This is a genomic window from Phenylobacterium sp., assembly GCF_035309685.1.
Classification (GTDB): domain Bacteria; phylum Pseudomonadota; class Alphaproteobacteria; order Caulobacterales; family Caulobacteraceae; genus Phenylobacterium.
The window spans coordinates 99,983-122,009 of the sequence record NZ_DATGEX010000023.1; the positions used below are offsets into that span (position 1 = coordinate 99,983).

Here is a 22,027-nt window from a genome sequence, read left to right on the forward strand (position 1 = left end):
CTTCATCTCCTTTAGAGGGCCGTGCGGCCTTCGAGGTGTTGCTCGACCTGGGCGCGGGCGAACCAGAGCGTGCGCAGGGTCTTGTCGGATAGGTGCTGCAACTGGTCGGAGCGATGCGGCGAGCCGGGCTGGCTGGCGTTGCCGTAGCTCATCAGGCCCTTGGCCTTGATCGGGGTTGAGAACTCCACCAGCGACACCCAGGTCTCGCCGTGCACCGGAACGCGCTTGCCGTCCTTGAGCGGGCCCCAGGTGATGGTGCGGAAGATGCCGGTGTTGCCGAAACCGCCGTTGCCGGGCAGGTCGACCTTGTCGATGGCGAAGCGCGAGACCTCGCCGAAGGGGCGGTCGATGGCGCCGTACTGCTGCTTCATCTCGACGATGGCGGCCTTCAGCATCGCCACGGCCTTGGCCGGGTCGGCGATCCCCTTGGGCGTGCCGATGGGATCGGCGGCCTGCCATTTGACCTTGTAGTTGGCGAGGCTGGTGAAGTTGTTGGGCGCGAAAAGATTGGCCCAGGTCTCGAACAGCAGCGCCGCCTTGCTGTCGGCGACGGTCTGGCGGTCCCAGGCCTTCAGCAGGCTCACCGCCGCCCGGACCTCCGGATCGGGATCGCCCTGGGCGGCGGCGGCCAGGTCCGGCAGGACGCGGTCGGCCATCAGCGTGTGGGTCGACAGCTTGTGGGCGACGAAGTCGTCGTAGCTCAGCTTCTTGTCGTCAGCGAGCAGGTGCGCCGACTGCTGCGAGCGCAGCGATTCCGGCCCGGGCGGCGCCACATAGGACGGATAGTCCTCGTAACGGATGACCTGCGGATAGGTGGCGACCCAGGGCGGATCGTTGGTGTTCTGGATCCAGCCGGTGGGCGGGTCGACGACCTTGGGCAGGTCCGCGTAGCTGTGCACCTCGGTCCACAGCGTCTCTGAGGTGTCGCCGGGCACGTCGCCGCGCCAGAAGGCCATGTCGCCCTTGGGGTGCTTCGGCAGGATGCCGTTGTCCATGTATTGGATGTGGCCGGCCTTGTCGGCGTAGACGATGTTGAAGGTCGGCACCTGCAGCCGCTTCAGGATGGTCTCGAACTCCGCAAAGTTCTTCGACATCCCCATGTCCCAGTACTGCTTGAGACCGTCGGGCCGGTCGAGACCGGCGACGCGCAGGGCCAGGGTCTTGCCGTCGGCGCGCGTGAAGACCGGGCCGTGCACTGACTCGCGGATCGTCAGGCTCTCGGTCTTCAGGGAGCCATCCGCTTGCTTGACCTTGAAGCTGGTGGTGCGGGTCTTGAACGGCAGCACCTTGCCATCGAACAGATAGCCGTCGCCGGAGAGCTTCAGTTCGTAGTTGGTGGCGCCCAATATGGAATTGACGGTGTTGGTGAAGCCCATGTGATCGTTGAAGCAGAATCTTAGGACCGGCAGGCCCACCTGGGTCGCGCCGTACATCTTGATGCCGGGCCCATTCAGGTCGGCCTCGAAATAGGTGAAGTAGCTGGTCGGCCAGGGCAGGTGCGGATTGGCCAGCAGCATGGTGTTCCCGCTGGCCGAGTGGGACGGCGCCACGGCCCAGGCGTTGGAGCCGTTGTTGCCGGCGCCTGGGACCGGCGCGCCCATGGTCCGCTCCATGGGGGCGACGTAGATGAAGTTCATCAGCCGGTGGGCGTGGGCCATGACGTCGACGCCGCTGACCGGCAGCACCACGGCGATCTTCGGATCGATCTTGCCGGGGTTGGCTGCGTTGTAGGCGTTGATCCCCTCGGCGAAGGCGTCGAGGTCCTTGCGGAACTGAGGGGTCGAGGCCTTGTACCAGGCGAGCGCCCGGGCCGGCACATCGTTGGAGAGCATCCAGCGGTCAGAGGCCGCGAACTGCGGGCCCCAGTACTCGGCGGCGCGGCCGCGCGCCTCGCCATAGAGATGGACGACGATGTCCCCGTGGTTCTGGGCCTGGGCGTAGCCGAAGCCGTAGAACACCGAGGCCTCGTCCTTCCCGTAGACGTGCGGCACGCCATAGGTGTCCCAGAGGATCTCGCCGCGGCCGTGGACGGCCTTCTTCTTAGGCGCCGCCGCATCGGCCACGCCCGCCAGCACCGCCGGCAGGCCGCCCAACCCCAGGAACAGCGAGGCGCCGAGGAAGGTCCGTTTACGCATCAGGTCTGACTCCCGGCCGGATCAGAAATTCCACTGGATGCGGCCGTAGTAGGAGCCGCCGGTGAAGCCCATGGGCGAGGTGCCGGGATACTGCCCGGAACCGGTCGTGGCGTTGAAGATGCCGTTGGCGTCCGGATAGACGTTGAACAGGTTGTTGGCGCCGACCGCCAGCGTCACGTCATGCGGCAGCTTGTAGGCGACCTCGAGGTCGGCGATCCACTTGGCCCCGAACGAGCGGTCCTGCGAGGGCGTGTCCTGCAGGATCGTGTAGGTCCCGAAGCGGGTGTCGCGCGCATTCACCGACCAATTCCCCAAGGTCCAGTTGACCTCGAGCGCGATCTTGTCCTTCGGGAAGGCGGTGGTCAGGTTGCTCTGGCTGGCGCGATCGAAGAGCACGAAGGTCGGGCCGAGTGCGCTCAGCGCCGGCGGATTGGGAATGATCCCGGTGATCTTGGTCTTGTTGTAGTTGTAGCCCGCGCTGGCGTGCAGCGCGCCCCAATCGCCGAAGTCGTGCCGCCAGGTGGCCACGAGGTCGACGCCGTTGGTCTCGGTGTCGATGGCGTTGGTGTAGTACTGGGCGGAAAGGTCGCCGGACAGGCCGTGGGCGATCAGGATGTTGCTGACCGCCGCGCCGGTCAGCGTGCTGGTGATGGCGATCCGCTTGTCGATGTCGATGCGGTAGGCGTCGAGCGTCACCGTCAGCGACGACGTCGGATCGAAGGCAAGGCCCAGGCTGTAGTTGGTCGAGGTCTCCGGCTGCAGGGGCTTGGCGCCCAGCGCGATCGCCGAGGGCGAACTCACCGGCAAGGTCTTGATCAGCAGGAGATCCAGGACGCTGTTCACCAGCCGGAACTGGCTCGATGAGGCTGCGTAGTGCTCTTGGGCCAGGCCCGGCGCGCGAAAACCGGTGGACACCGCGCCGCGGATCGCCAGCCAGTCGGTGAAAGCGAAGCGCCCATTGGCCTTGCCCACCAAGGTGTCGCCCGAGCCGTCGTCATAGTCCTCATATCGAGCTGCAACGCCCAGGTCCAAGCGCTTGCTCGGCGTCCAGTCCAGCTCGCCATAGGCGGCGTAGCTGCCGCGGCTCGAGGACGACGCGTCGCTCGGCTGGAAGCCCGGCGTGGCCTGGGCCTCCGTCGCCGGCCGTTGGCCGGCGAAGGGCTGACCGGCCGGGATCACATAGAGGCCGGCCGCATAGCTGTTCGGGTCGCCGGCGTCGACCCGGTAGGTCTCGCGCCTGTACTGGGCGCCGAGAGAGACCTGCAGGTTGCCGTCGTTGGCGAGCTTGTAGGCCTTGGTCAGGTCGATGGAGGTGTCCCACTCCGTCGACGTAAGCGCGCCGACGTAGAAGCTGGTGGGGCTCGTCGGGCCCAGGCTGGCGTTCAGCGTATCCGAGGTGTTTTCGGTGGCGTGGTTGGAGCCGAAGTCCGTGGACAGGTCCCAGGACCAGCCGTTCCAGTCGCCGCGGACGCCGATAGCCGCCTCGTAGTCGAGTTCGCGGATCACCAGGTCGGGCCTGAAACCTTCGGGATAGATCTGCGGCAGGGTGTTGACGTTGTTGGGCGAGCGGAAGGTGAAGGGCAGGTCGGTGAGCCGGTGGCCGAGGGTGCCGAAGGAATAGACCTCGGCGCCGCTGGACAGGTCGTAGTGGCCGTTCCAGCCGAAGTTCACGCCTTCCTGGGGCAGGACGCCGTAGTTGAGCGTGACCAGCCGATTGACCGTCAGCTCGCGCGGGTCGGGCAGGCCGGACGGCACCAGCTTCGGATAGATCTGCACCGAGGGATCGACGGGGATCGCGCGGTTGGAGAGGTCCTGTTCCTTGGTGGCGATCGACAGATTCACGAACCCCTTGTCGTCGGCGAACTTCACGCCGTAGTCGCCCTGCACCTGGATCAGGCGCCCGTCGTGGCGGTCGAAGTTCTCACCGTCGCTCGCCGAGACGAAGCCGCCCTCGGTGTCCTTCAGGATGATGTTGATGACGCCGGCGATGGCGTCGGACCCATACTGGGCCGCCGCGCCGTCGCGCAGCACCTCGATGCGGCCGATCGCCGAGGTCGGGATCATGTCGAGGTCGGCGGGGACGGAACCGTTGTAGAGCGAGGAAACGGCGTTGATCAGCGCGGTCTTATGACGGCGCTTGCCGTTCACCAGGACCAGGGTCTGGTCCGGGTTCAAGCCCCGCAGGCCCCCGGTGGCGATCACCGTGGCGGTGCCGCCCCCCGCGCGCGCCGGCAGGTTGAATGACGGCACGAGCGTCGAGAGCGCCTGAAGCGCGCCGATGCGTCCGGTTTTCTCCAGCTCAGTGTTGCTGATGACGTCCACCGGCGTGGGGCTGTCGGTCACCGTGCGCGGCGCCCCGCGGACGCCGGTGACGATCAATTCCTGAACGTCGCTGACCTTGGGCGAGGCGGCGCCCGTGGCGTCGCCGGTGGCGGCCGCGGGCGTCGCCGCCGCCGTGGCCGACAGAGGCGCGGCGCCGGCGCCGGCGCTGGTCTTGATCAGTCCCCCGCTCTGCGCGGGGCCGGTCAGCGCGATCAGCCCGTCCTGGATCATGGCGATCTTCAGCGGCGTGCCGGCGATGATCTTCTCCAGCGCCTGGCGCGTGGACATACGTCCGCTCACCGCCTGCGAGCGCAGACCGGCGACCTCGTCGAAGGGATAGAGCAGTCGCGCGCCCGACTGTTCGGACAAGGCCTTAAGCGCGCTCTGCACGGGCTGGGCGGCGATGTGGAAGTCCGCGGACTCCGCGGCCGCGGCCGGCAGGGCGACGCTCGCCGCGGCGACCGCCATCGCGCTGGAGAGTATCTGATGGCGCCATGCGCCACGCCGGAAGTGGATCGTCATGTCTGGGAAGCCCCCTGCGCCAGAGTCGACATATGTCGTTCTGATGAACGGGCGGGGGCTCGGCGAACCGCTATCTTACGGTGGAAAATTTTGTCGGTGCGCGGATCACGGCTTGGCGACCAGCAGCAGGCTGCCGTCGGACGCGGGCATGGCGCGGATCGGGAAGCCGGTCTCCAGGGCGAGGAGAAACTTGTCGGCCTCGTCCACCTCGAAGCGGCCGCCGACGCGGATGTTGGCGAGCCGCGCGTCGCCCAGGATGATCGGGGCGCTGCGATACCGGTTGAACTCCTCGACCGCCTGGGCGAGCGTCTCGCCGTCCAGTTCGATGACGCCTTCCCGCCAGGCCGTCCGCTGGCGCATCTCGGCATCGTCGAGCTGGGTCGGCGCCACGGCGCCTGGGCGGATCACCGCCCCGCCGCCGGCGGCGATGTGCGGCGCGGCGGCGCTGCGCAGCACCTGGCCGCCGGAGCTGACCGCCACCACCCCTTCGGTGACCGTGAGCTCCACCACCTCGTCGCGAATGCGCACGTTGAACGCGGTGCCGACGGCGCGAAGCTGGGCGGTCCCGGCGTCGACCAGGAAAGGCCGGGCCTTGTTGTGGGCCACCTCGAACAGCGCTTCCCCGCGCACCAGCCGGATCTTCCGGGCCTTGGCGGTCATCGCCGCCTCGATGGTCGAGCCGGTGTTCAGCTGCACCCGCGAACCGTCGCTCAGGACGACGATGCGACGCTCACCGATCTGGGTGCGGTAAAGCTGGACGTCTCTCTCGTAACGCCAGGCGGCGGTGGCCACGACGGCGGCGGAGGAGGCGGCCAGCAGGCCGCCCACCAGGCCGCGCCGCGACAAGAGCATGGCCACCACGTCGTCGCCGGCCCAGGGGAGCGCGCCCACCACCGGCGGGTCGGCGCACAGCCGCTGCGACATTTCCCAGGCCGCTTCAGCCCTGGCGAAGGCCACGGCGTGGCGCGGGTCGGCGTTGATCCAGTCGCAGACGGCCTGGCGCTCGGCGGCGCCCGGCTCGGCCTGCAGCCTAGCGACGCACGCCGAGGCCTCGGCGTCGATCGCCTGCCGTTCGTCCGGAGTCGCGGGTCGTTCGCTCAAGTCCGCTTTCCTCGCGTTCGGCCAAGGCCTTGGCCAGAAGCATCACCGCCTTGGCGAGATGCTTCTCCACCGTAGAAACGGACAAAGCCATCTCACCCGCTATCTCCCCGAGAGAAAGGTCGTGCACCCGCCGCAGCAGGAACACGCGCCTGCACTGGGGCGGCAGGGTGTCGACGAACGCCTGCAGCCAGCGAAGCTCGGCCCGCGCCGAGATCGCCGCCTCCGTCGTGTTGTCGGCGGCGCGCAAATTATCGAGGTCGGCGACGAAGTCGAGCGAGACAATGGTGTCGCGCCGCGCCGCATCGATCAGCAGGTTCCGGGCGATCGCGAACAGATAGCCGCGGCCATAGGTGATCCTGTCGATGTCAGCGGCCGTGTAGGCGCGCGCCAGGCTCTCGGCGACCAGGTTCTCGACATCGAAACCCGGCGGGCACAGCCGCCGCAGGCGTGTTTTCAGCGCGGCTTCCTGCGGCAGGATCACCGCCTTGAACCACTCCAGACGCTTGACCAGCTCGTCCACGGCCGGGTCCCCCGTTCAGGAGCCGAGCCCCCATCCCGACCTCCGAGCGATCCATAGTTCATGGCGCTTGTCCAGCAACCACGCGGCGGTCCGGCCCCAGCCTTCGGCGCATGGTGGATTTTTGTCCGCCGACCGTTTTTTCGGTAGGCGACAGGGCGGGGGACGCAGGTTTGCAGTTGAGCGTTGGGCAGGTTCACGGTGAGGTCGCGCCCGGCCGGGGGCAGCGGCTGAGGTCGATCATCGGCGGGTCCGCGGGCAATCTCGTCGAGTGGTACGATTGGTACGTCTACTCGGCCTTCACCCTCTATTTCGCGCCGGTCTTCTTCCCGTCGGACGACCCCACCGCCCAGCTGCTCAGCGCGGCGGCGGTGTTCGCTGTGGGGTTCATCATGCGCCCGATAGGCGCCTGGATCATGGGTGTCTACGCGGACCGCCGGGGCCGCAAGGCGGGTCTGGTGGTCTCGGTGAGCCTGATGTGCGCGGGCTCGCTCCTGATCGCCGTGACGCCGGGCTACAGCCGCATCGGCGTCGCCGCGCCGGCCCTTCTGGTGCTCGCCCGGCTGATGCAGGGGCTGTCGGTGGGCGGGGAGTACGGCGCCTCGGCCACCTATCTCTCGGAGATGGCGGGGCGGCGCCACCGCGGGTTCTATTCCAGCTTCCAGTACGTCACCCTGATCAGCGGCCAGTTGATCGCGCTCAGCGTGCTTCTGCTCCTGCAGGGCGTGCTGCCGGTCAAGGACCTGGAGGCCTGGGGCTGGCGCATCCCCTTCGCCATCGGCGGGGTGCTGGCGATCGCGGTGTTCTACCTGCGCCGCGGCCTGGCGGAGACCGCCAGTTACAAGGCCGCCCAGAAGCGGGCTGGACCGGCCTCCAGCGGCTGGCTGCTGTTGCGCGAACACCCGCGGGAGGCCGCGACGGTGGCGGCCATGACCGCCGGCGGCACGCTCGCCTTCTATGCCTACTCGACCTACATGCAGAAGTTCCTGGTCAACACCTCGGGGTTCAGCCGGGAATCGGCCACCGAGATCACCACCGCCGCGCTCCTGGTCTATATGCTGGCCCAGCCGGCGGCGGGCGCGCTGTCCGACCGGGTCGGGCGCAAGCCGTTGCTGGTGGGCTTCGGGATCGGCGGCGTCGCCCTCACCTGGGTGATCTTCAAGTCGCTTGAGACCGTATCGAGCAGCTTCCTGGCCTTCCTGCTGGTGCTGGGCGGCCTCTTGATCGTCACCGGCTACACGGCGATCAACGCGGTGGTCAAAGCCGAGTTGTTCCCCGCCCATATCCGCGCGCTCGGCGTCTCCCTGCCCTATGCGGTCGCGAACGCCCTGTTCGGCGGCACGGCGGAATATGTCGCGCTGTGGTTCAAGAGCCGCGGGGTGGAGAGCGGCTTCTATATCTATGTCACCGTGATGATTGGCGTTTCGCTGGCGGTCTATCTGCGGATGCCTGAGACCCGCAACCGCAGCCAGATTGCGGAGGACTGACGCGCACCGCCACGCCGTCTGGGCTACGGTCGCGAGCCCTGGCCGGCGCGGGATCAGGCGTGGCCGCCCCAAACCGGGCTGACAAGCGGCCGGCGCGCCGAGAGCTGGCTCCACGGGCGCGTCGAGACGCACCAGTTCGTCGCCGCGGGACCCCGGCGAACCGCGAGCCCCTCGGAGATCAGGGTCAGGCCAAGGTCCAGCCCATCCACATGCACCAGCGCCCGATGGCCCTTGGCAACCCGATGGACCTCGACCTGGCGGGCGTCGGCGAGCAGGGCGCGAACCCTTGCCGCCGTCTGTTGCGCGGCGACCGCTTCAGCCCGGCACATGGCGTAGTCGCCGGCCTGGGGGGTTTCGGCGTCAGCCAGGACGATCGTCTGACCGCCGATCACCAGGTGATCGCCGGATTGGACTTCGGCGATGGGCTGCGCCGACGAAGCTCCGGCGCTTGGCGCGGGGGACGCCGCGCAGGCCGCCAAAGCCAGCGCCAGGGCGAGGGAGAGAGCCGCGGGGACGATCGGGCGGAACATCGAAAGCTCCTGTGAGGGGGACGCGCCGCGGTGGCGCCTCACCCGCAACATCTGGGCCCGTCCCGGCCCGCCGGGTAGCCGCGCGGCCAGCGACCCGGTGTTCCCGGCGCCGCAACGGTCCGAGCCTGGCGTCGACAGGGCTATGAATCAGAAATAGAAATCGACGACCTGGATCGTTGCGGAAACCGACATGTCGAAGCTGCCGGACTTCGAGGGCTTGGCGATCTTCGCCAAGGTCCTGCAGATGCAATCCTTCGCGCGGGCGGCTGGAGAGCTGCAGCTGTCGAAGGCCACGGTGTCCAAGGCGGTGAGCCGGCTGGAGGTCAAGCTGGGCGCGCGGCTGTTCAACCGCACCTCGCGCCGGCTGTCGCTGACCGAGGCTGGCAAGCAACTCGCCGAACGCGCCGCCCACATCCTGGCGGAAGGCGAAGCCGCCGAGGCCGAGGGCATCGCCAACGCCGCCGCCCCGCGCGGCCACATCCGCCTGGCGGCGCCGATGTCGTTCGGCGTGCTGCGGATCGCCCCGATCCTTCCCGAATTCCTGGAGCGCTTCCCCGAGGTCTCGATCGACCTGCATCTGAGCGACGCCCATGTGGATATCGTCGGCGAAGGCTTCGACGCGGCCATCCGCATCGCCGACATGCCCGACTCCTCGCTCCTGGCGCGCACGCTCGCGCCCATGCCGCGCTATCTGGTCGCCGCGCCGAAGTACCTTGCCGAGCATGGCCGCCCGAGCCATCCCCTGCGGCTGAGCGAGCACCGCTGCATCGGCTACGCCTCGACGGTCGGCGACACCTGGCACTTCAGCCACGAGGCCGGCGATACGGCCACCGTGCGCCCGACCGGCCCCTTGAGGGTCAACAATGGCGACGCGATGATGCCGCTGCTGACCGCCGGCAGCGGCCTGGGCATCCTGCCGGACTTCATCCTGCGCGACGCCCTGGATGACGGGCGTCTGGAGGTGGTGCTGCCGGAGTGGAAGGTCAGCGGCGGGGCGGTGCACTGGGTCTCGCCGCCCGGCGGCCGGCGGCCGAAGCGGGTGGAGGCGCTCAGCGACTTCGTCGCCGAGAAGCTCGCGCCGCGCCGCGCGCCGGCGGCCGGTCAGGCGCCGGCCTGAACGGCCTGCCAGCGCCGCCCCTCGCGGCCCCCGAGGAACCCGAAAAGCGGCCCCGGCCTTGGGGAGCCGGCCGGGGCGGGCGGCGCTAGGCCGCCAGGCGCTGGCCGATGAGGCCGGCGATATCGGCGCGGGCGGCGGCGGTGGAGGCTTCGCGCGCCTCGGGGCCCATGGCGGTCCGCCCGGCGCGGATCACCTCGACGTCGGTGATGCCGATGAAGGCCAGGAGCTCACGCAGGTAGGTTTCCTGGTGGTCCAGCTGGCCTTCCGCGTAGGGGCCGCCCCGGGCCAGGGCGAGGATCGCCCGCTTGCCGGTCACCAGTCCCTGCGGCCCGGCCGAGGAGTAGCCGAAGGTCACCTGCGGGCGCAGCACATGGTCGAACCAGGCGCGCAGGGTGGTGGGGACGCTGAAGTTGTGCATCGGGGCGCCGATCACCAGGGTGTCGGCGTCGAACAGTTCGGCGATCAGCCGGTCCGAGGCGTCGCGGGTCTCGACTTCGAGGTCGGTGACCGCGTGGGCGCGCACCCCATCCACGTTCATGGCCGTCAGGTGCGGCAGGGGGTCGAGCGCGAGATTGCGCTCGGTGACGACGGTCGCGGGATCGAGGTCCAGGTGACGGGTGACGATGTCTTCGACGAGGAGGTTCGACACCGAGGTGGGGCCGGTGGTCGAGCTCTTGAGAACAAGCAGTTTGGACATGGGAGTTGCTCCTGGGTTCCTCCCACAACTGGCGTCGCCGCAAACGCCGAAGTAGCGTCGCATTCCGCACCGTCGCGTCGCTGAATCTGGAACGCCGATGATCGATACGGACGACCTCAGGACCTTCCTGGAAGTGGCGGAAGCCGGCGGCGTCACGCCAGCCGGCCGCCGCCTTGGCCTTTCGAAGTCGATCGTCAGCCGCCAACTCAGCCGGCTTGAGTCGGCCTTGGGCGCGCAGCTGCTGTCGCGCACGACGCGCGGCGCGGTATTGACCGAGGCGGGCGTGACGTTCCGCGAGCACGCCCAGCGGGTGGTGGCCGAGCTGGATGCGGCCCAGGACGCGCTTTCGGCCGACGGCGAGGTGCGAGGACGCCTGCGGATCGCCGCACCCTTGTCCTTCGGACCGACCCACCTGGCGCCGGTGCTGGCCGATCTCGCCCTGCAGCATCCGCGGCTGCACGTCCACGCCGCCTATGCCGACCGGTTCGTCGACCTGGTGGGCGAGGGTTTCGACGTGGCGGTGCGCCTGGGCTACCTGCCCGACTCCAGCCTCGTGGCGCGCCGGATCGCCCCGGTCCATGGCCGCCTGGTGGCCAGCCCCGACTACCTGGCCCGGGCGGGCGCGCCCACGAGTCCGGCCGACCTGCTGGAGCACGAGGCGATCATCGCCCAACGCGGCGAATGGCGGCTGCGGAACGGGACGGACGTCGTGACGGTGCGGCCGCGGGCGCGCTTCTCGGCCGACAACGCCGAGGCGCTGATGGCGGCGGCGGTGAAGGGGCTGGGAATCCTGCTGGCCCCGGACTTTCTGGCCGGCCCGCGCCTCGCGGCGGGCGACCTAGTCGAGGTCTTGCCGGACTACCCGGCGCCGGAAGGCGGGCTCTATGTGGTGCGCCCGCCGGGCGACCACGTGCCACGCAAGATCCGGGTGCTGACCGATCTGCTGATCGAGCGGTTCGGCGAACGCAGCGGCGTCCGTCTCTAGCGAACGAACGCGCCGGCCTAGTGGGCCAGCAGGCCGCGCTGCTCGCGCTCGGCCAGCGCCTGCAGGCTGCGTTCGCGGCCCAGCAGGTCCTCCGACAGCCGGCGGCTGAGGTCGCGAAGGCCGACGCCGTAGAGATCGCCGCCGTCGACGACGGAGTCCGCGAGGGCGCGGGCGCTCTCTAGAGCGGCGGCCAGGGCGGCCAGGTTGTCGAGGGCGGCGGATCGCGCCTCGGCCATCAGCTCCCGCGCCCGCACCGCGGCGGTGGCCGGCGGCACCAGGGCGAGGTCGGGCTCCGGCCGGCGGGCGGCCGACGCGGCAAGGTCGATGGGCTGGACGTTCATGATCGCGGCTCCTGGCGGCGGGGTTACGCCGCACAAGCTGTGGAGCCCGCGGAACGGCGGGTAGGCGCGGGACGTGGAACGGGGCGTCGCGGATTCCGGCGCTGCCCAGGCCTGCCCCGCGGCCCCAGATGACGTCCGTGGCGAGCGCACCGCCCGCCTTACGGAGGTTCCGCAGATGTCCGGACGCCCGCCCCAACCGCTCCACGTCAGCATCCGGCGCGCGCGGGCGCGCCTGGCCCTCATGGGCCTGATCGGATGGGGCGTGCTCACCGCCGCGAGCGTGGCGATCCACCACCATGAGGGCCATGCGCCGGCGGCGGCCATCGCCGCCAGCGCCCACGCCGGCCGCGCCTGAACGCAACCAGGAGCCAGGCAAGTCACCGGCGTCGACATCGTCGTCGACGGCGGCATGCGCGTCTGGTGAGCGGCCGTCTGATGCGGACGGCCGGCCGCCGACCCGGCCCTAGTGCGCGGCGCTGGCGTCCACCGCCCGGGTCGGGCGCGGCGTGATCCAGACCAGGGCCGCGGCGATCGCGAACACCACCGCGCAGGCCAGGAACAGCTGGTTGGTGGCCAGCATGACCGCCTGGCCGCCGACCAGGTCGTTCACCGTGCCCAACGCCGCCGCCGAATTCATCGCCGGGCCGGTCAGGCTGTCCACGGTCGTCTGAGCGCCCGGCATGGTCGCGGCCAGATCGGCGTGGTTGCGGGTGGCGTTGTTCTCCCAGACGGTGCTGACGATCGAGGTGGCGACCGCGCCGGCGATGGTGCGCAGGAAGTTCAGCAGGCCTGAGGCGTCGGCCGTCTCCTCCGGGTTCACCGCGCCCAGGGCCACGGTGGTCACCGGCAGGAAGAACATCGGCATCGCCGCGCCGGCGACGAACAGCCAGACGCCGATCTGCCAGAAGGTCATCTGCGACAGGCCGTGGCTGCGCATGAAGGTGGTGACGGCCAGCCAGGCCACGCCCGCGAACAGGATGCGGCGCGGGTCGGTCTTGGTCATGACCTGGGCGGTGATCGGGGCGCTGACGATGGCCAGGATGCCGATCAGGCCGGTGATGTAGCCCGCCCAGGTGGCGGTGTAGCCCATGTTGGACTGCAGCCAGAGCGGGGTCAGCACATTGGTGGCGAAGAAGGCGCCCATGGTGAGCGTGAGCGTGACCATCGACGCGCTGAACCCCCGATGGCGGAACACCCGCAGGTTCACGATGGGGTTCTTCTCGGTCAGTTCCCAGATCATGAAGGCGGCGAAGCCCAGCGCGGCCACGACGGCCAGCGTCACGATCAGCGGCGAAGCGAACCAGTCGCGGTCCTTGCCCAGGTCCAGCAGGATCTGCAGGGCCGCGATCCAGACGATCAGCAGGCCCAGGCCCACCGAGTCGAAGCGCGCCTTCTTCGTCTCGCCCTCGTAGCGGGAGAGCGTGCGCCACACCAGCACGCCGGCCAGGATCGCCACCGGGACGTTGACCATGAAGATCGAGCCCCAGCCGAAGGTGTCGCACAGATAGCCCCCGAGCACCGGGCCGCAGACCGGCGCGACCAGGGTGGTCACCGCCCAGAGGCCCATGGCCGCCGGCTGCTGCTTGGGCGGGAAGATCTGCAGCAGCAGGGTCTGGGAGAGCGCCATCAGCGGGCCGCCGGTGACGCCCTGGATGACGCGGAACGCCACCAGGAAGCCCAGGGACGGGGCCATGCCGCAGAGCGCCGAGGCGAGGCCGAAGCCGATCAGCGCCGTGGCGAAGGTCCGCACCGCCCCGAACCGCCCTGCGAGCCAGCCGGTGAGCGGCACGGTGATCGCCTCGGCGACGGCGTAGGAGGTGATGATCCACACGCCCTGGCTGGTGGACGCGCCGAGCGCGCCGGAGATGTTCGGCACCGAGACGTTGGCGATGCTGAGGTCCAGCACGGCCACGAAGTTGGCGAGCGCCAGGAGGACTCCGGCGGCCCAGAGCGCGCCGCCGGTCAGCGGCGCGCCGCGGGCCTTGGTCGATTGCGAAGCCATGATAAACGGTCCTTGGAGACTTTAGCTGCCGGTCGTGATCTGGGCGTTCATCGACATGCCGACCCGCAAGGGGTGAACCTTGAGGTCGCGCGGATCGATGGCGATCCGCACCGGCAGGCGCTGGACAACCTTGATCCAGTTGCCGGTGGCGTTCTGGGCCGGGATGACCGCGAAGGCCGAACCGGTGCCGCCGGACACGCCGACGACGGAGCCGTGGTACTTCACCCCACCGCCGTAGAGGTCGGAGGTCAGTTCCACCGGCTGGCCCATCCGGACCTTGCGCAGCTGCTGTTCCTTGAAGTTCGCGTTCACATAGGCCTGGTCCACCGGAACGATGCTCATCAGCGGCTGGCCGACCTGCACGCGCTGGCCGATCTGCACGTCGTTCTTGGCCACCACGCCGGCGATCGGCGCGCGGATCACGGTGCGCGCCAGGTCGAGGCGCGCCTGGTCGACGCGGACCCGGGCGGCGGCGACTTCGGGATTCTCGCCGGCGCCGGAGATCAGGGCGGCGTTGACCGCGCGCTGGCCCTCGGCCGCGCGCTGCTGAGCGGCCGCCGCGGTGACCGCCGCCTGGGCGGTGTCCAGAGCGTTGCGGGCCTGGGTCAGCTCCTCGCCGGAGATGGCCCCATTGGCGTCGAGCCCCTGGCGCCGTTCGTAGTCGGTGCGCGCGCGCTCGAGGTTCGACCTCGCGCTTTGCACCTGGGCGGCGCGGTTGGCGACCTCGGCGCTCAGCGCGTCGTCGTTGGCGTGATAGCCGACCACCCGGCGCTCGGCCTGCGCCAGGTCCGCCTCGGCCCGGGCGAGCGCCAACCGGGCGTCGGCGTCGTCCAGCACCACCAGCGGATCGCCAACCCTGACGACCTGGGTGTTGATCACCGGCACGGCTGTCACCGCCGCGGCGGTCAGCGGCGTCACCTGGGCGGTCGAGGCGTCGACGTAGGCGTTGTCGGTCTTCACGTGCTTGCCGCCCTCGACAAGGACCCAACCGCCGACCGCCAGCGCCGCAACAGCCACCGTCCCACCCAGCAGGGCGAACAGGCGGCCCCGCTTGGCCGGCGCGATCGCGGCCTGCGGTTCAGGGGTTTGGATCTCCGGCGCGGCCGTGGCGGCGGCTTCGGGGTGGGTTTCTTCGGAGTCATACATGGCGGGGAGGCCTTTTGGGGGAGGACGGTCGGGGCGGAATGGAGAGCGGTCAGGCGGCCTTGAACCCGCCGCCGAGGGCGCGGGTCAGGGCGATGTCGAGGAGGAAGGCGCGGGCCTGCAGGTCAGCGACCGCCCGCTGATCGGTGATCAGGGCGTCCTCGGCGGTGAGCACGTCGAGGTAGTTGGAGAGGCCCCCGCGGTAGCGTTGCAGGGCGATGTCGTGGGCCTGGCGGGAGGCGTCGAGCGCCTTGCGGCTTTCGTCGAGACGCTGGGTGAGCGCGCGGCTGCTGGCGGCGGCGTCGGCCACCTCCCGCAGCGCCTGCACCAGGGTCTGGTCGTAGTCGGCCACCGCGGAGTCGTAGTCGGCGCCAGCCGCGCCGTAGGCCGCGCGCAGCCGTCCGCCGTCGAAGATCGGCAGGGTGACCGCCGGGCCGATTCCGCCGATGTCCGAGCCGCTCTTGGTGAAGGCGCCCAGGCCCAGGCTCTGCAGGCCGAAATAGGCCGAGAGCTGGATGTTCGGATAGAAGTCGGCCTTGGCGGCCTTGATCTTCTGGCCGGCGGCTTCGGCCCGCAGGCGCGCGGCCGCGAGGTCCGGACGGCGGCCCACCAGCGCCACGCGGACGTCGGCCGGCAAGCCGAACGACCGCAGGCTGGCGGCCTCGGGGCGTTTGATCGAAAGGCCACGGTCGGGCCCCTCGCCCATCAGGGCGGCGATGCGGTTGCGGGTCAGAGCCGCCGCCTCGTCCAGGGCGGCGACCTGGGCCGTGGCCGTGGCCACGCCGGACTGGGCGCGCAGCAGGGCGCCGCGATTTTCCAGGCGGCTGCCCAACCGGCTCTCGATCAGCGTCAGGGTGTCCCGGCGGATCCGCTGGGCCTCGCGTGCGGCTTCAAGGTCGGCCTCGGTCTGGGCGAGGTCGCCGTAGGCCTCGGCCACGGCCGCCGACAGGGTGAGGCGCGCAGCCTGGCTGTCGACCTCGGCCGCCTTGGCCTGGCCGACCGCGGCGGCCAGCGCCGCCCGCTTGCCGCCCCAAAGGTCGAGATCGAGGCCGAAGTCCAGCGCCGCGCGGGCGCTGTCGCGATAGCCGTGGGGGATGAAGGCGGCCGGAATGCCGTTGTTGTAGCTCTGCTTTTCCGCCTGCAGGGAGCCTTCGGCCGTGACCTGCGGGGCGAGCGCGGCGCGGCTCTGCCCGGCCAGGGCGTCGGCCTTCGCCAGGCGCGCGCGGGCGGCGGCCAGGTCCGGCGAGCGGCTGAGCGCCTCCTCGATCAGGCCGTCGAGCTGGGTGTCGCCATAGGCCCGCCACCAGCCGTCCGCCGGCCACGGGGTTTGCGCCGCGGCCAGGGACGTCTGCGAGTCGAGACTGGCGATCGCGGTCGGCGTCACCATCTTACCGGTGGGCGGAACCGTCGCGCAGGCGGCCAGCAGAGCCGCCACGGCCGCTCCAGCCGCCGCCACACTGGCCAGCCGTGCGACTCGGCGGACCGGAATTCCCGCGACGCCTCGCGGGCTGGGATGAGAAGGAAGGCGCGGCATGGGCAAGCTCTTCAGCCAGGACTAGAACCGTACCGTACAGTTCATATTTTGCGATATGGTGCGGCGATTGGGCTTGCGTCAAGGGAAAACTGTACGGTACGGTACGATTTATGGATTTGCAGGTTTCAAAGGGAATTTCGCAGACGATCCGCGATCAGCGGCGCGATCGGATTCTGCAGGTGGCGCGGGAAGTCTTCTTCGAGGAGGGCTTCAGCGCCGCGACCATGTCGACGATCGCCGCGCGGCTGGGGGGCTCGAAGGCCACCCTCTATGCCTACTTCAAGAACAAGGAAGATCTCTTCGACGCCATCATCGCCGACCAGTGCTCGGTGATCGAAAGCATGCTGATGCTGGAGGCGGAAGGCGCCGACATCCACGCCACCCTGACCGCACTCGGCCGCGAGCTGGTGACGGCCATGTGCTCGGATCAGGCCGTGCGGACGTTTCAGCTGATCATCGAGGAATCCCGGCGCAACCCCGAACTGGCGCGCCGCTTTGACCAGGCCGGTCCGAAGGTCGGCTCTGAACGGCTGGGCGGCTATCTCGCCACATGCCACGCGAAGGGGGACATCTGCGCGCCGGATCCGGTGCACGCCGCGGGCGTGTTCTTCAACCTGATGAAGGGCGAGCTGCACTTCCGGCGCCTGCTGGGCCTCGAGCCTGAGCCCAGCGCCGAAACCGTCGAGAAGGAGGTGGCGACCGCGGTCGCCACCTTCCTGCGGGCCTACGCGCCAAGGTAGGCGTCAGACCCCCGTCGGGAGCGGGCGGGCCGGCGTCTAGAGCCGGCCCTGAGCCACCAGGCGCTCGCGGATCTGCGCGATGTGCGCCTCGCCGGCCGCCAGGGCCTCCGGCGAGGTGTGGACCGAATAGTAGCCCAGCGCCAGGTCGTGCGGGTGCGGCGCGGCCGAACCGATGACGAACTCCGCGTCGCTCTTCGCGGTGAAGCTGACCCCGCCGGCCGTGCGGTCGAAGATCACGATGTCGCCGTGCTCGAGCAGGTCCGGGGCCGTGACGGCGCCCTTGCCCATGGCCAGCCACAGCACCTCGTGGCCCGCGGGCGGGTCGTAGCGCCAGGTCTCCCCGGCCTGCAGCGAGACCGCCAGATAGGTCATGTCCGAGGGCGGGGCGATGGCGTTGGCGACGCCGGCGTATTCGCCGAGCAGGACGCGGACGGGCCCCACCTGCGGGATCTCGGAGGCGCCCTGGTAGAGGCTCTCCGAGCCGCCGAGTTCGAGGAGCGGCGGCAGCGCGATCCACAGCTGGAAGCCGCGGGTCCGGCCGGGGTCGCCGGCGCCGCCGGCGTGCCAGACGCCCTTGCCGGCGCGCATCCACTCGACGCCGCCTTCGCGCAGGATGCCGGTGGCGCCGTTGGTGTCCTCATAGCTGACGCTGCCCTCGGCCACATAGGTCAAGGTCGCCAGACCGGAGTGGGGATGCAGGCCGAAGGTCGGGAACCGGTCCCCCTGGTTGTCGAACAGATCGAGGAAGACGAAGGGCTTCAGCACCGTGCCGAGGTCTCCGGGAGACATCAGGCGGGTGATCTTGCCGTGGCTGCGGCCGCGGCCGTGGAAGATTCTCCGCCGGTCGGGGGCGGCGGGCGCCGCGGCGCGCGGCGAAGGCGCGTGGGTGACGGACATGGTGGGACTCCAGGGAAAAATCGCAAATGGGCGGCAGGACGGCTGAACGCCATATGCCGGTGGGGACGTCAGACCGTGGGACCGGCCTGACGTCCCGGTGGCGGCGGCGCTTAGGCCGCGACCGACGACTGAGCGACCGGAACGCGGCGAACGCGGCGGGCGTCGAGGGAGAAGCGGCCACCGCCAAAGGCGGCGACTTGCAGCAGACCGCCGATGATCGCGATGTTCTTCATGAAGTGGATCATCTGGTTCTGGTCGGCGAAGTTCTTATGGAAGACCAGGGCCGTGGCCAGGGTGAAGAGGGCCATGCCGATCGCCACCGGGCGCACCCGATAGCCGGCGATCAGCAGCAGGCTGCCCACCACCTCGACGGCGATGGCGCCGAAATAGGAGATCTCAGGCGCAGGCAGGCCCATGGCGGCGATGTAGCCCTGGGTGGCCGCGGGGGCGGCGATCTTGCTCAGGCCGCTCATGAAGAACAGCACGCCGATGAGGATACGCCCGGCGAGCGCGACAGTGTCGTTGGACTTGGACATTGGGACTGATCCTTAAGCTTGGCCGTCGGATCGGTGTCTCCCCGCGACCTGGTTGCTCCAAGGGCGGCCGCTGCGCGGTCTCGCCACTCACTGCAGGTGGGCGCGGCCTGGGCGCTAAGGAGTCTCAAAAGACGCGACGCAACGTTCGCGATTCCTGAACGGCGCCGGGCGCCCGTGTCGCGATCGGCGAAACGGCGCGTCGCGGAATCCGCGCCTGCCGCCGGCGCGAGCTGGCCCCCAGGTCTGGGGCGCCGACCCGTGGGCCTGGGGCCCTGCCGGTCGCGTTTCGTCGCGCCCCCAGCCCAACCAAGGAACGAGATCATGAGCATTGGTATCATCGGCGCCGGCGCCCAGGGCGCCAGCATCGCCCGCATGCTGGCGAAGAGCGGGATCGCCGCGACCCTCGCCAACCGCCGCGGGCCCGCCTCCCTCGCCGGCCTCGTCGAGGAACTCGGCCCGACGATCGCGGCCGGAACGGTCGCCGAGGCGGCCGCCAAGGACCTGGTGATCGTCGCGGTGCGCTGGGCGGCGCTCGGCGAGGCGCTCGGTGGCCTGCCGGCCTGGAACGGCCGCATCGTGGTCGACGCCACCAACCCCGTGAGCTTCCTCGACGCGGACTCCCCTGAACGACAGGACGAGAGCAATCCATTGGCCGCCTTCGGCATCAAGATCATCGATCTGGGCGGCCGCCCCTCCAGCCAGGTGTTCCGCGACCATGTGCCCGGCGCGCGGGTGGTGCGGGCCTTCAACCACATCAGCGCCGAGGACCTGCAGTCGCCGGACACCGAGGGCGGCAAGCGGGTGCTGTTCTTCTCGGGCGACGACGCCGCGGCGAAGGCGCAGGTGCGCCGGCTGGTCGAGGCGGCCGGTTTCGCCCCCGTCGACCTCGGCCCGCTCGACATCGGCGCGCCGCTCGTCGCGCTGCCCGTCGGCCCCCTGGCCGCCGGCCGCTTCGTCATGGCCTGAACCAGACGCCGGGACCGCAGACGCGCCAGGGGTCAGTTCCGGAAACTCAGGTTTTCGGGGCTGGCCCCTTTTGCGGACGGTCCGGCGACAACAGCTGTGAGCCAGGCTTCAGGCCGGCGCCGCCGGCCCGCGCCCTACCGCGGAGCGTCGCCATGATCGAACGCCGACCCTTCAGCGCCCTGCTGTCCAGCGACCATGGCTGGCTGAAGGCCAAACACCACTTCTCGTTCACCGACCCGGCCGCCGGCTGGGGCGCCCTGCGCATCTGGAACGACGACGTGATCGCGCCCGGGTCCGGCTTCCCGCCGCATCCGCACGCGGACATGGAGATCGTGACCTACGTCCGGCAAGGCGCCATCAGCCACCGCGACACCCTGGGCAACGCCGGCCGCACGGCGGCGGGCGACGTCCAGGTGATGAGCGCCGGCAGCGGCATCCGCCATTCCGAGTTCAACCGCGAGCCCGGCGAGACCCACCTCTTCCAGATCTGGATCGTCCCGGAAGCGTCCGGCGGATCGCCCGCCTGGGGCACGAAGCCGTTTCCCAAGGCCGACCGGTCCGGGCGGTGGGTCGTTCTGGCCAGCGGCTTCGAGACCGACACCGAGGCCCTGCCGATCCGCGCCAGGGCGCGCGTCCTGGGCGCCGCGCTTCGGCGCGGCGAGGCCCTGGACTACGCCGCCGACGCTGGCCGGCGCCTCTATCTGGCGGCGGCGGCCGGCGTGCTGAGCGTCAACAACGTGCGCCTCGAGGCGCGCGATGGCGCGGCGATCAGGGACGAGCCGCGGCTCACCTTCACCGCGATCGAGGACTGCGAGATCGTGCTGGTGGACGCGCCGCCCGCCCGCACGCTCGCCCAGGCGAAGGCCGCCTAGGCGTCAGGCGCGGTCGCCGTTGGCGGCGCGCGGGCGGCGCAGGCCGGACCCGACCTTCGCCACGAACGGCGTGACATAGACTTCTGGATCGGGACGCAGGCCCGCCAGCGCGGCCTCGAAGCCGTCGAACCGCTCATGCAGGCGCAGGATTTCCAGCTTGGCGTGCAGGGCGACCGCCGAGTCGTAGCTCTTGGCGGCGCGCTTCGAGGCGTCGGTGTGATGCTGGCTGATCAGGATGATGGGGCCCTGGACCACGGCGAGAATCGACAGCATCAGCTTGAGGAAGGTGAAGGGATAGGGATCGAAGGCCAGGCCGAAGCGCGCCATCAGCGGACTGTTGAGCAGGAACCAGGCGGTCATCAGCAGGACGATGCCTGCGACGAACCACCAGGACTTGATGGCCAGCGCGATCCGGTCGGCCAGATCGTCCAGCCGGGACACCCTGCCGAGGTCGGGCGGCGGCTGCGGCGCGAGCTCCACGATCCGGTCGATGAGGTCCCGTTCGGCGGAACTCAGGCCGGCGTAGTCGCTGCGCAGCAGGGTCCGGGAGATGTGGTCGGAGATCGCGTTGGCCATGCCCCTCGCTCCTATGAGCTGAAGACCCCGTCGTGGGGTGCGCGTCAGGCGCAGCCTTCACCTGGGCGTTCCGCCGCCGTTGGGAACGCCGCGATCGGCGACACGGCGTCGCCGATCCTGACCCGCGCCCCCGGCGCGATGATCCTAGGCTCCAAAATAGAAACAATAGATTTCATAAGTTTCTATTTTTGGACCCATGAAGCTTGGGTACCGTCTGAGTGCGCAAGGGACAACGCCTTGCCGGCCCGAGGAGGAACCCCGCCATGCAAGCCGCCGCCACGATCTCGATGGAACAAGGTCTCGGCCGTTACCTGCGCCAGATCCGCGAAATGCCCATGCTGCAGCAAGAGGACGAATACATGCTGGCGCGCCGCTGGCAGGAACACCACGATCCGGACGCGGCCCAGCAGCTGGTAGCCTCGCACCTGCGGCTGGTGGCGAAGATCGCCATGGGCTACCGCGGCTACGGCCTGCCGGTCTCCGACCTGATCTCCGAAGGCAACATCGGCCTGATGCAGGCGGTGCGCCGCTTCGATCCCGATCGCGGCTTCCGCCTGGCCACCTACGCCATGTGGTGGATCCGCTCGACCATCCAGGAATTCGTCATCCGCTCCTGGTCCCTGGTGAAGATGGGGACCACCGGCGCCCAGAAGAAGCTGTTCTTCGGCCTGCGCCGCGCCAAGCAGGCCATCGCCGCCCTGGAAGAAGGCGACCTGACCGCCGAACACGCGGAGACTATCGCCACCCGCCTCGGCGTGGCCCCTCACGAGGTCCAGGAGATGAACCGGCGGATGGCCGGCGACAACTCCCTGAACGCCCCCATGGCCGACGCCGAGGCCGGCGGCGCCGAGTGGCAGGACCAGTTGGCCGACGACGCGGCCTCGCCCGAGGCCGAGCTGATCGAGGCCCAGGAAACGGACGACCGGCGCCAGGCGCTGGTCTCCGCGCTCACCACTCTCAGCCCACGGGAACGCGCCGTCTTCGAGGCCCGCCATCTGCGCGAGTCG

The 22,027-nt window shown here is 70.0% G+C and carries 21 protein-coding genes; 8 read left to right on the forward strand and 13 right to left on the reverse strand.

Features of this window, described 5'->3' with window-relative positions:
• Nucleotides 1–11: 11 nt before the first annotated feature.
• The 4 genes from VKQ35_RS07135 to VKQ35_RS07150 all read right to left on the reverse strand — a co-directional run bounded on the left by VKQ35_RS07135 (nt 12) and on the right by VKQ35_RS07150 (nt 6,600).
• Nucleotides 12–2,135, reverse strand: coding sequence for an acylase (locus tag VKQ35_RS07135; protein WP_324359969.1), 2,124 nt, complete (start codon nt 2,133–2,135; stop codon nt 12–14).
• Between the two features lie 21 nt (nt 2,136–2,156).
• The gene (locus tag VKQ35_RS07140; RefSeq protein ID WP_324359971.1) at nt 2,157–4,979 is read right to left on the reverse strand and encodes a TonB-dependent receptor; all 2,823 of its coding nucleotides are present in this window, start codon (nt 4,977–4,979) and stop codon (nt 2,157–2,159) included.
• Nucleotides 4,980–5,084: 105 nt separating this feature from the next.
• Nucleotides 5,085–6,080, reverse strand: a complete 996-nt coding sequence (locus VKQ35_RS07145; protein ID WP_324359973.1) for a FecR family protein — start codon at nt 6,078–6,080, stop codon at nt 5,085–5,087.
• Nucleotides 6,010–6,600 carry a sigma-70 family RNA polymerase sigma factor gene (locus tag VKQ35_RS07150; RefSeq protein WP_324359975.1) on the reverse strand — a complete coding sequence of 197 codons (591 nt, stop codon included), beginning with the start codon at nt 6,598–6,600 and terminating at the stop codon, nt 6,010–6,012. The genes VKQ35_RS07145 and VKQ35_RS07150 overlap by 71 nt, the downstream gene beginning before the upstream one ends.
• A 170-nt stretch (nt 6,601–6,770) precedes the next feature.
• Here VKQ35_RS07150 and VKQ35_RS07155 point away from each other — a divergent pair, with 170 nt between their 5' ends.
• Nucleotides 6,771–8,084 carry an MFS transporter gene (locus VKQ35_RS07155; RefSeq protein WP_324359977.1) on the forward strand — a complete coding sequence of 438 codons (1,314 nt, stop codon included), beginning with the start codon at nt 6,771–6,773 and terminating at the stop codon, nt 8,082–8,084.
• Nucleotides 8,085–8,137: 53 nt separating this feature from the next.
• On the opposite strand, the gene VKQ35_RS07160 is transcribed toward VKQ35_RS07155, so the two are convergent.
• Nucleotides 8,138–8,614 (reverse strand): hypothetical protein, encoded by a 477-nt coding sequence (locus VKQ35_RS07160; protein ID WP_324359979.1) that lies wholly within the window; start codon nt 8,612–8,614, stop codon nt 8,138–8,140.
• 190 nt (nt 8,615–8,804) lie between these two features.
• Between VKQ35_RS07160 and VKQ35_RS07165 the strand changes: the two genes are divergently transcribed.
• Nucleotides 8,805–9,731 (forward strand): LysR family transcriptional regulator, encoded by a 927-nt coding sequence (locus tag VKQ35_RS07165; protein WP_324359981.1) that lies wholly within the window; start codon nt 8,805–8,807, stop codon nt 9,729–9,731.
• Between the two features lie 85 nt (nt 9,732–9,816).
• On the opposite strand, the gene VKQ35_RS07170 is transcribed toward VKQ35_RS07165, so the two are convergent.
• Nucleotides 9,817–10,428 (reverse strand): FMN-dependent NADH-azoreductase, encoded by a 612-nt coding sequence (locus VKQ35_RS07170; RefSeq protein WP_324359983.1) that lies wholly within the window; start codon nt 10,426–10,428, stop codon nt 9,817–9,819.
• Nucleotides 10,429–10,525: 97 nt separating this feature from the next.
• On the opposite strand from VKQ35_RS07170, the gene VKQ35_RS07175 reads away from it, so the two are divergent.
• Complete coding sequence (locus VKQ35_RS07175) at nt 10,526–11,413, forward strand: LysR family transcriptional regulator (RefSeq protein ID WP_324359985.1); 888 nt, start codon at nt 10,526–10,528, stop codon at nt 11,411–11,413.
• A gap of 17 nt (nt 11,414–11,430) precedes the next feature.
• Here VKQ35_RS07175 and VKQ35_RS07180 read toward each other — a convergent pair whose 3' ends face one another.
• Complete coding sequence (locus VKQ35_RS07180; RefSeq protein ID WP_324359987.1) at nt 11,431–11,754, reverse strand: hypothetical protein; 324 nt, start codon at nt 11,752–11,754, stop codon at nt 11,431–11,433.
• Between the two features lie 175 nt (nt 11,755–11,929).
• On the opposite strand from VKQ35_RS07180, the gene VKQ35_RS07185 reads away from it, so the two are divergent.
• The gene (locus VKQ35_RS07185) at nt 11,930–12,109 is read left to right on the forward strand and encodes a hypothetical protein (RefSeq protein ID WP_324359989.1); all 180 of its coding nucleotides are present in this window, start codon (nt 11,930–11,932) and stop codon (nt 12,107–12,109) included.
• A gap of 108 nt (nt 12,110–12,217) precedes the next feature.
• On the opposite strand, the gene VKQ35_RS07190 is transcribed toward VKQ35_RS07185, so the two are convergent.
• From VKQ35_RS07190 to VKQ35_RS07200, 3 genes are read right to left on the reverse strand one after another with little or no spacing between them, the layout of a single operon-like run.
• Complete coding sequence (locus tag VKQ35_RS07190) at nt 12,218–13,756, reverse strand: DHA2 family efflux MFS transporter permease subunit (protein WP_324359990.1); 1,539 nt, start codon at nt 13,754–13,756, stop codon at nt 12,218–12,220.
• Nucleotides 13,757–13,777: 21 nt separating this feature from the next.
• A complete protein-coding gene (locus tag VKQ35_RS07195) occupies nt 13,778–14,902 on the reverse strand; it encodes an HlyD family efflux transporter periplasmic adaptor subunit (protein WP_324359992.1) in 1,125 nt (374 codons plus the stop codon).
• A 49-nt stretch (nt 14,903–14,951) separates the two neighbouring features.
• Entirely contained in the window at nt 14,952–16,334 is a 1,383-nt protein-coding gene (locus VKQ35_RS07200) for an efflux transporter outer membrane subunit (protein ID WP_324359994.1), read from the reverse strand.
• 278 nt (nt 16,335–16,612) lie between these two features.
• On the opposite strand from VKQ35_RS07200, the gene VKQ35_RS07205 reads away from it, so the two are divergent.
• Complete coding sequence (locus tag VKQ35_RS07205) at nt 16,613–17,173, forward strand: TetR/AcrR family transcriptional regulator (RefSeq protein WP_324359996.1); 561 nt, start codon at nt 16,613–16,615, stop codon at nt 17,171–17,173.
• Between the two features lie 36 nt (nt 17,174–17,209).
• Here the strand turns inward: VKQ35_RS07205 and VKQ35_RS07210 are convergent, their stop codons facing one another.
• Nucleotides 17,210–18,070, reverse strand: a complete 861-nt coding sequence (locus VKQ35_RS07210; RefSeq protein WP_324359998.1) for a pirin family protein — start codon at nt 18,068–18,070, stop codon at nt 17,210–17,212.
• Nucleotides 18,071–18,180: 110 nt separating this feature from the next.
• On the reverse strand, nt 18,181–18,606 hold the full coding sequence (locus tag VKQ35_RS07215; RefSeq protein ID WP_324360000.1) for a DoxX family protein: 426 nt from the start codon (nt 18,604–18,606) through the stop codon (nt 18,181–18,183).
• A 321-nt stretch (nt 18,607–18,927) separates the two neighbouring features.
• On the opposite strand from VKQ35_RS07215, the gene VKQ35_RS07220 reads away from it, so the two are divergent.
• Entirely contained in the window at nt 18,928–19,572 is a 645-nt protein-coding gene (locus VKQ35_RS07220; protein WP_324360002.1) for an NADPH-dependent F420 reductase, read from the forward strand.
• 152 nt (nt 19,573–19,724) lie between these two features.
• Complete coding sequence (locus VKQ35_RS07225; protein WP_324360004.1) at nt 19,725–20,444, forward strand: pirin family protein; 720 nt, start codon at nt 19,725–19,727, stop codon at nt 20,442–20,444.
• A gap of 3 nt (nt 20,445–20,447) precedes the next feature.
• Here VKQ35_RS07225 and VKQ35_RS07230 read toward each other — a convergent pair whose 3' ends face one another.
• Nucleotides 20,448–21,020, reverse strand: coding sequence for a DUF1003 domain-containing protein (locus tag VKQ35_RS07230; protein WP_324360006.1), 573 nt, complete (start codon nt 21,018–21,020; stop codon nt 20,448–20,450).
• A gap of 263 nt (nt 21,021–21,283) precedes the next feature.
• On the opposite strand from VKQ35_RS07230, the gene VKQ35_RS07235 reads away from it, so the two are divergent.
• A partial coding sequence (locus VKQ35_RS07235; RefSeq protein WP_324360009.1) for an RNA polymerase factor sigma-32 occupies nt 21,284–22,027 on the forward strand: 744 nt, incomplete at its 3' end.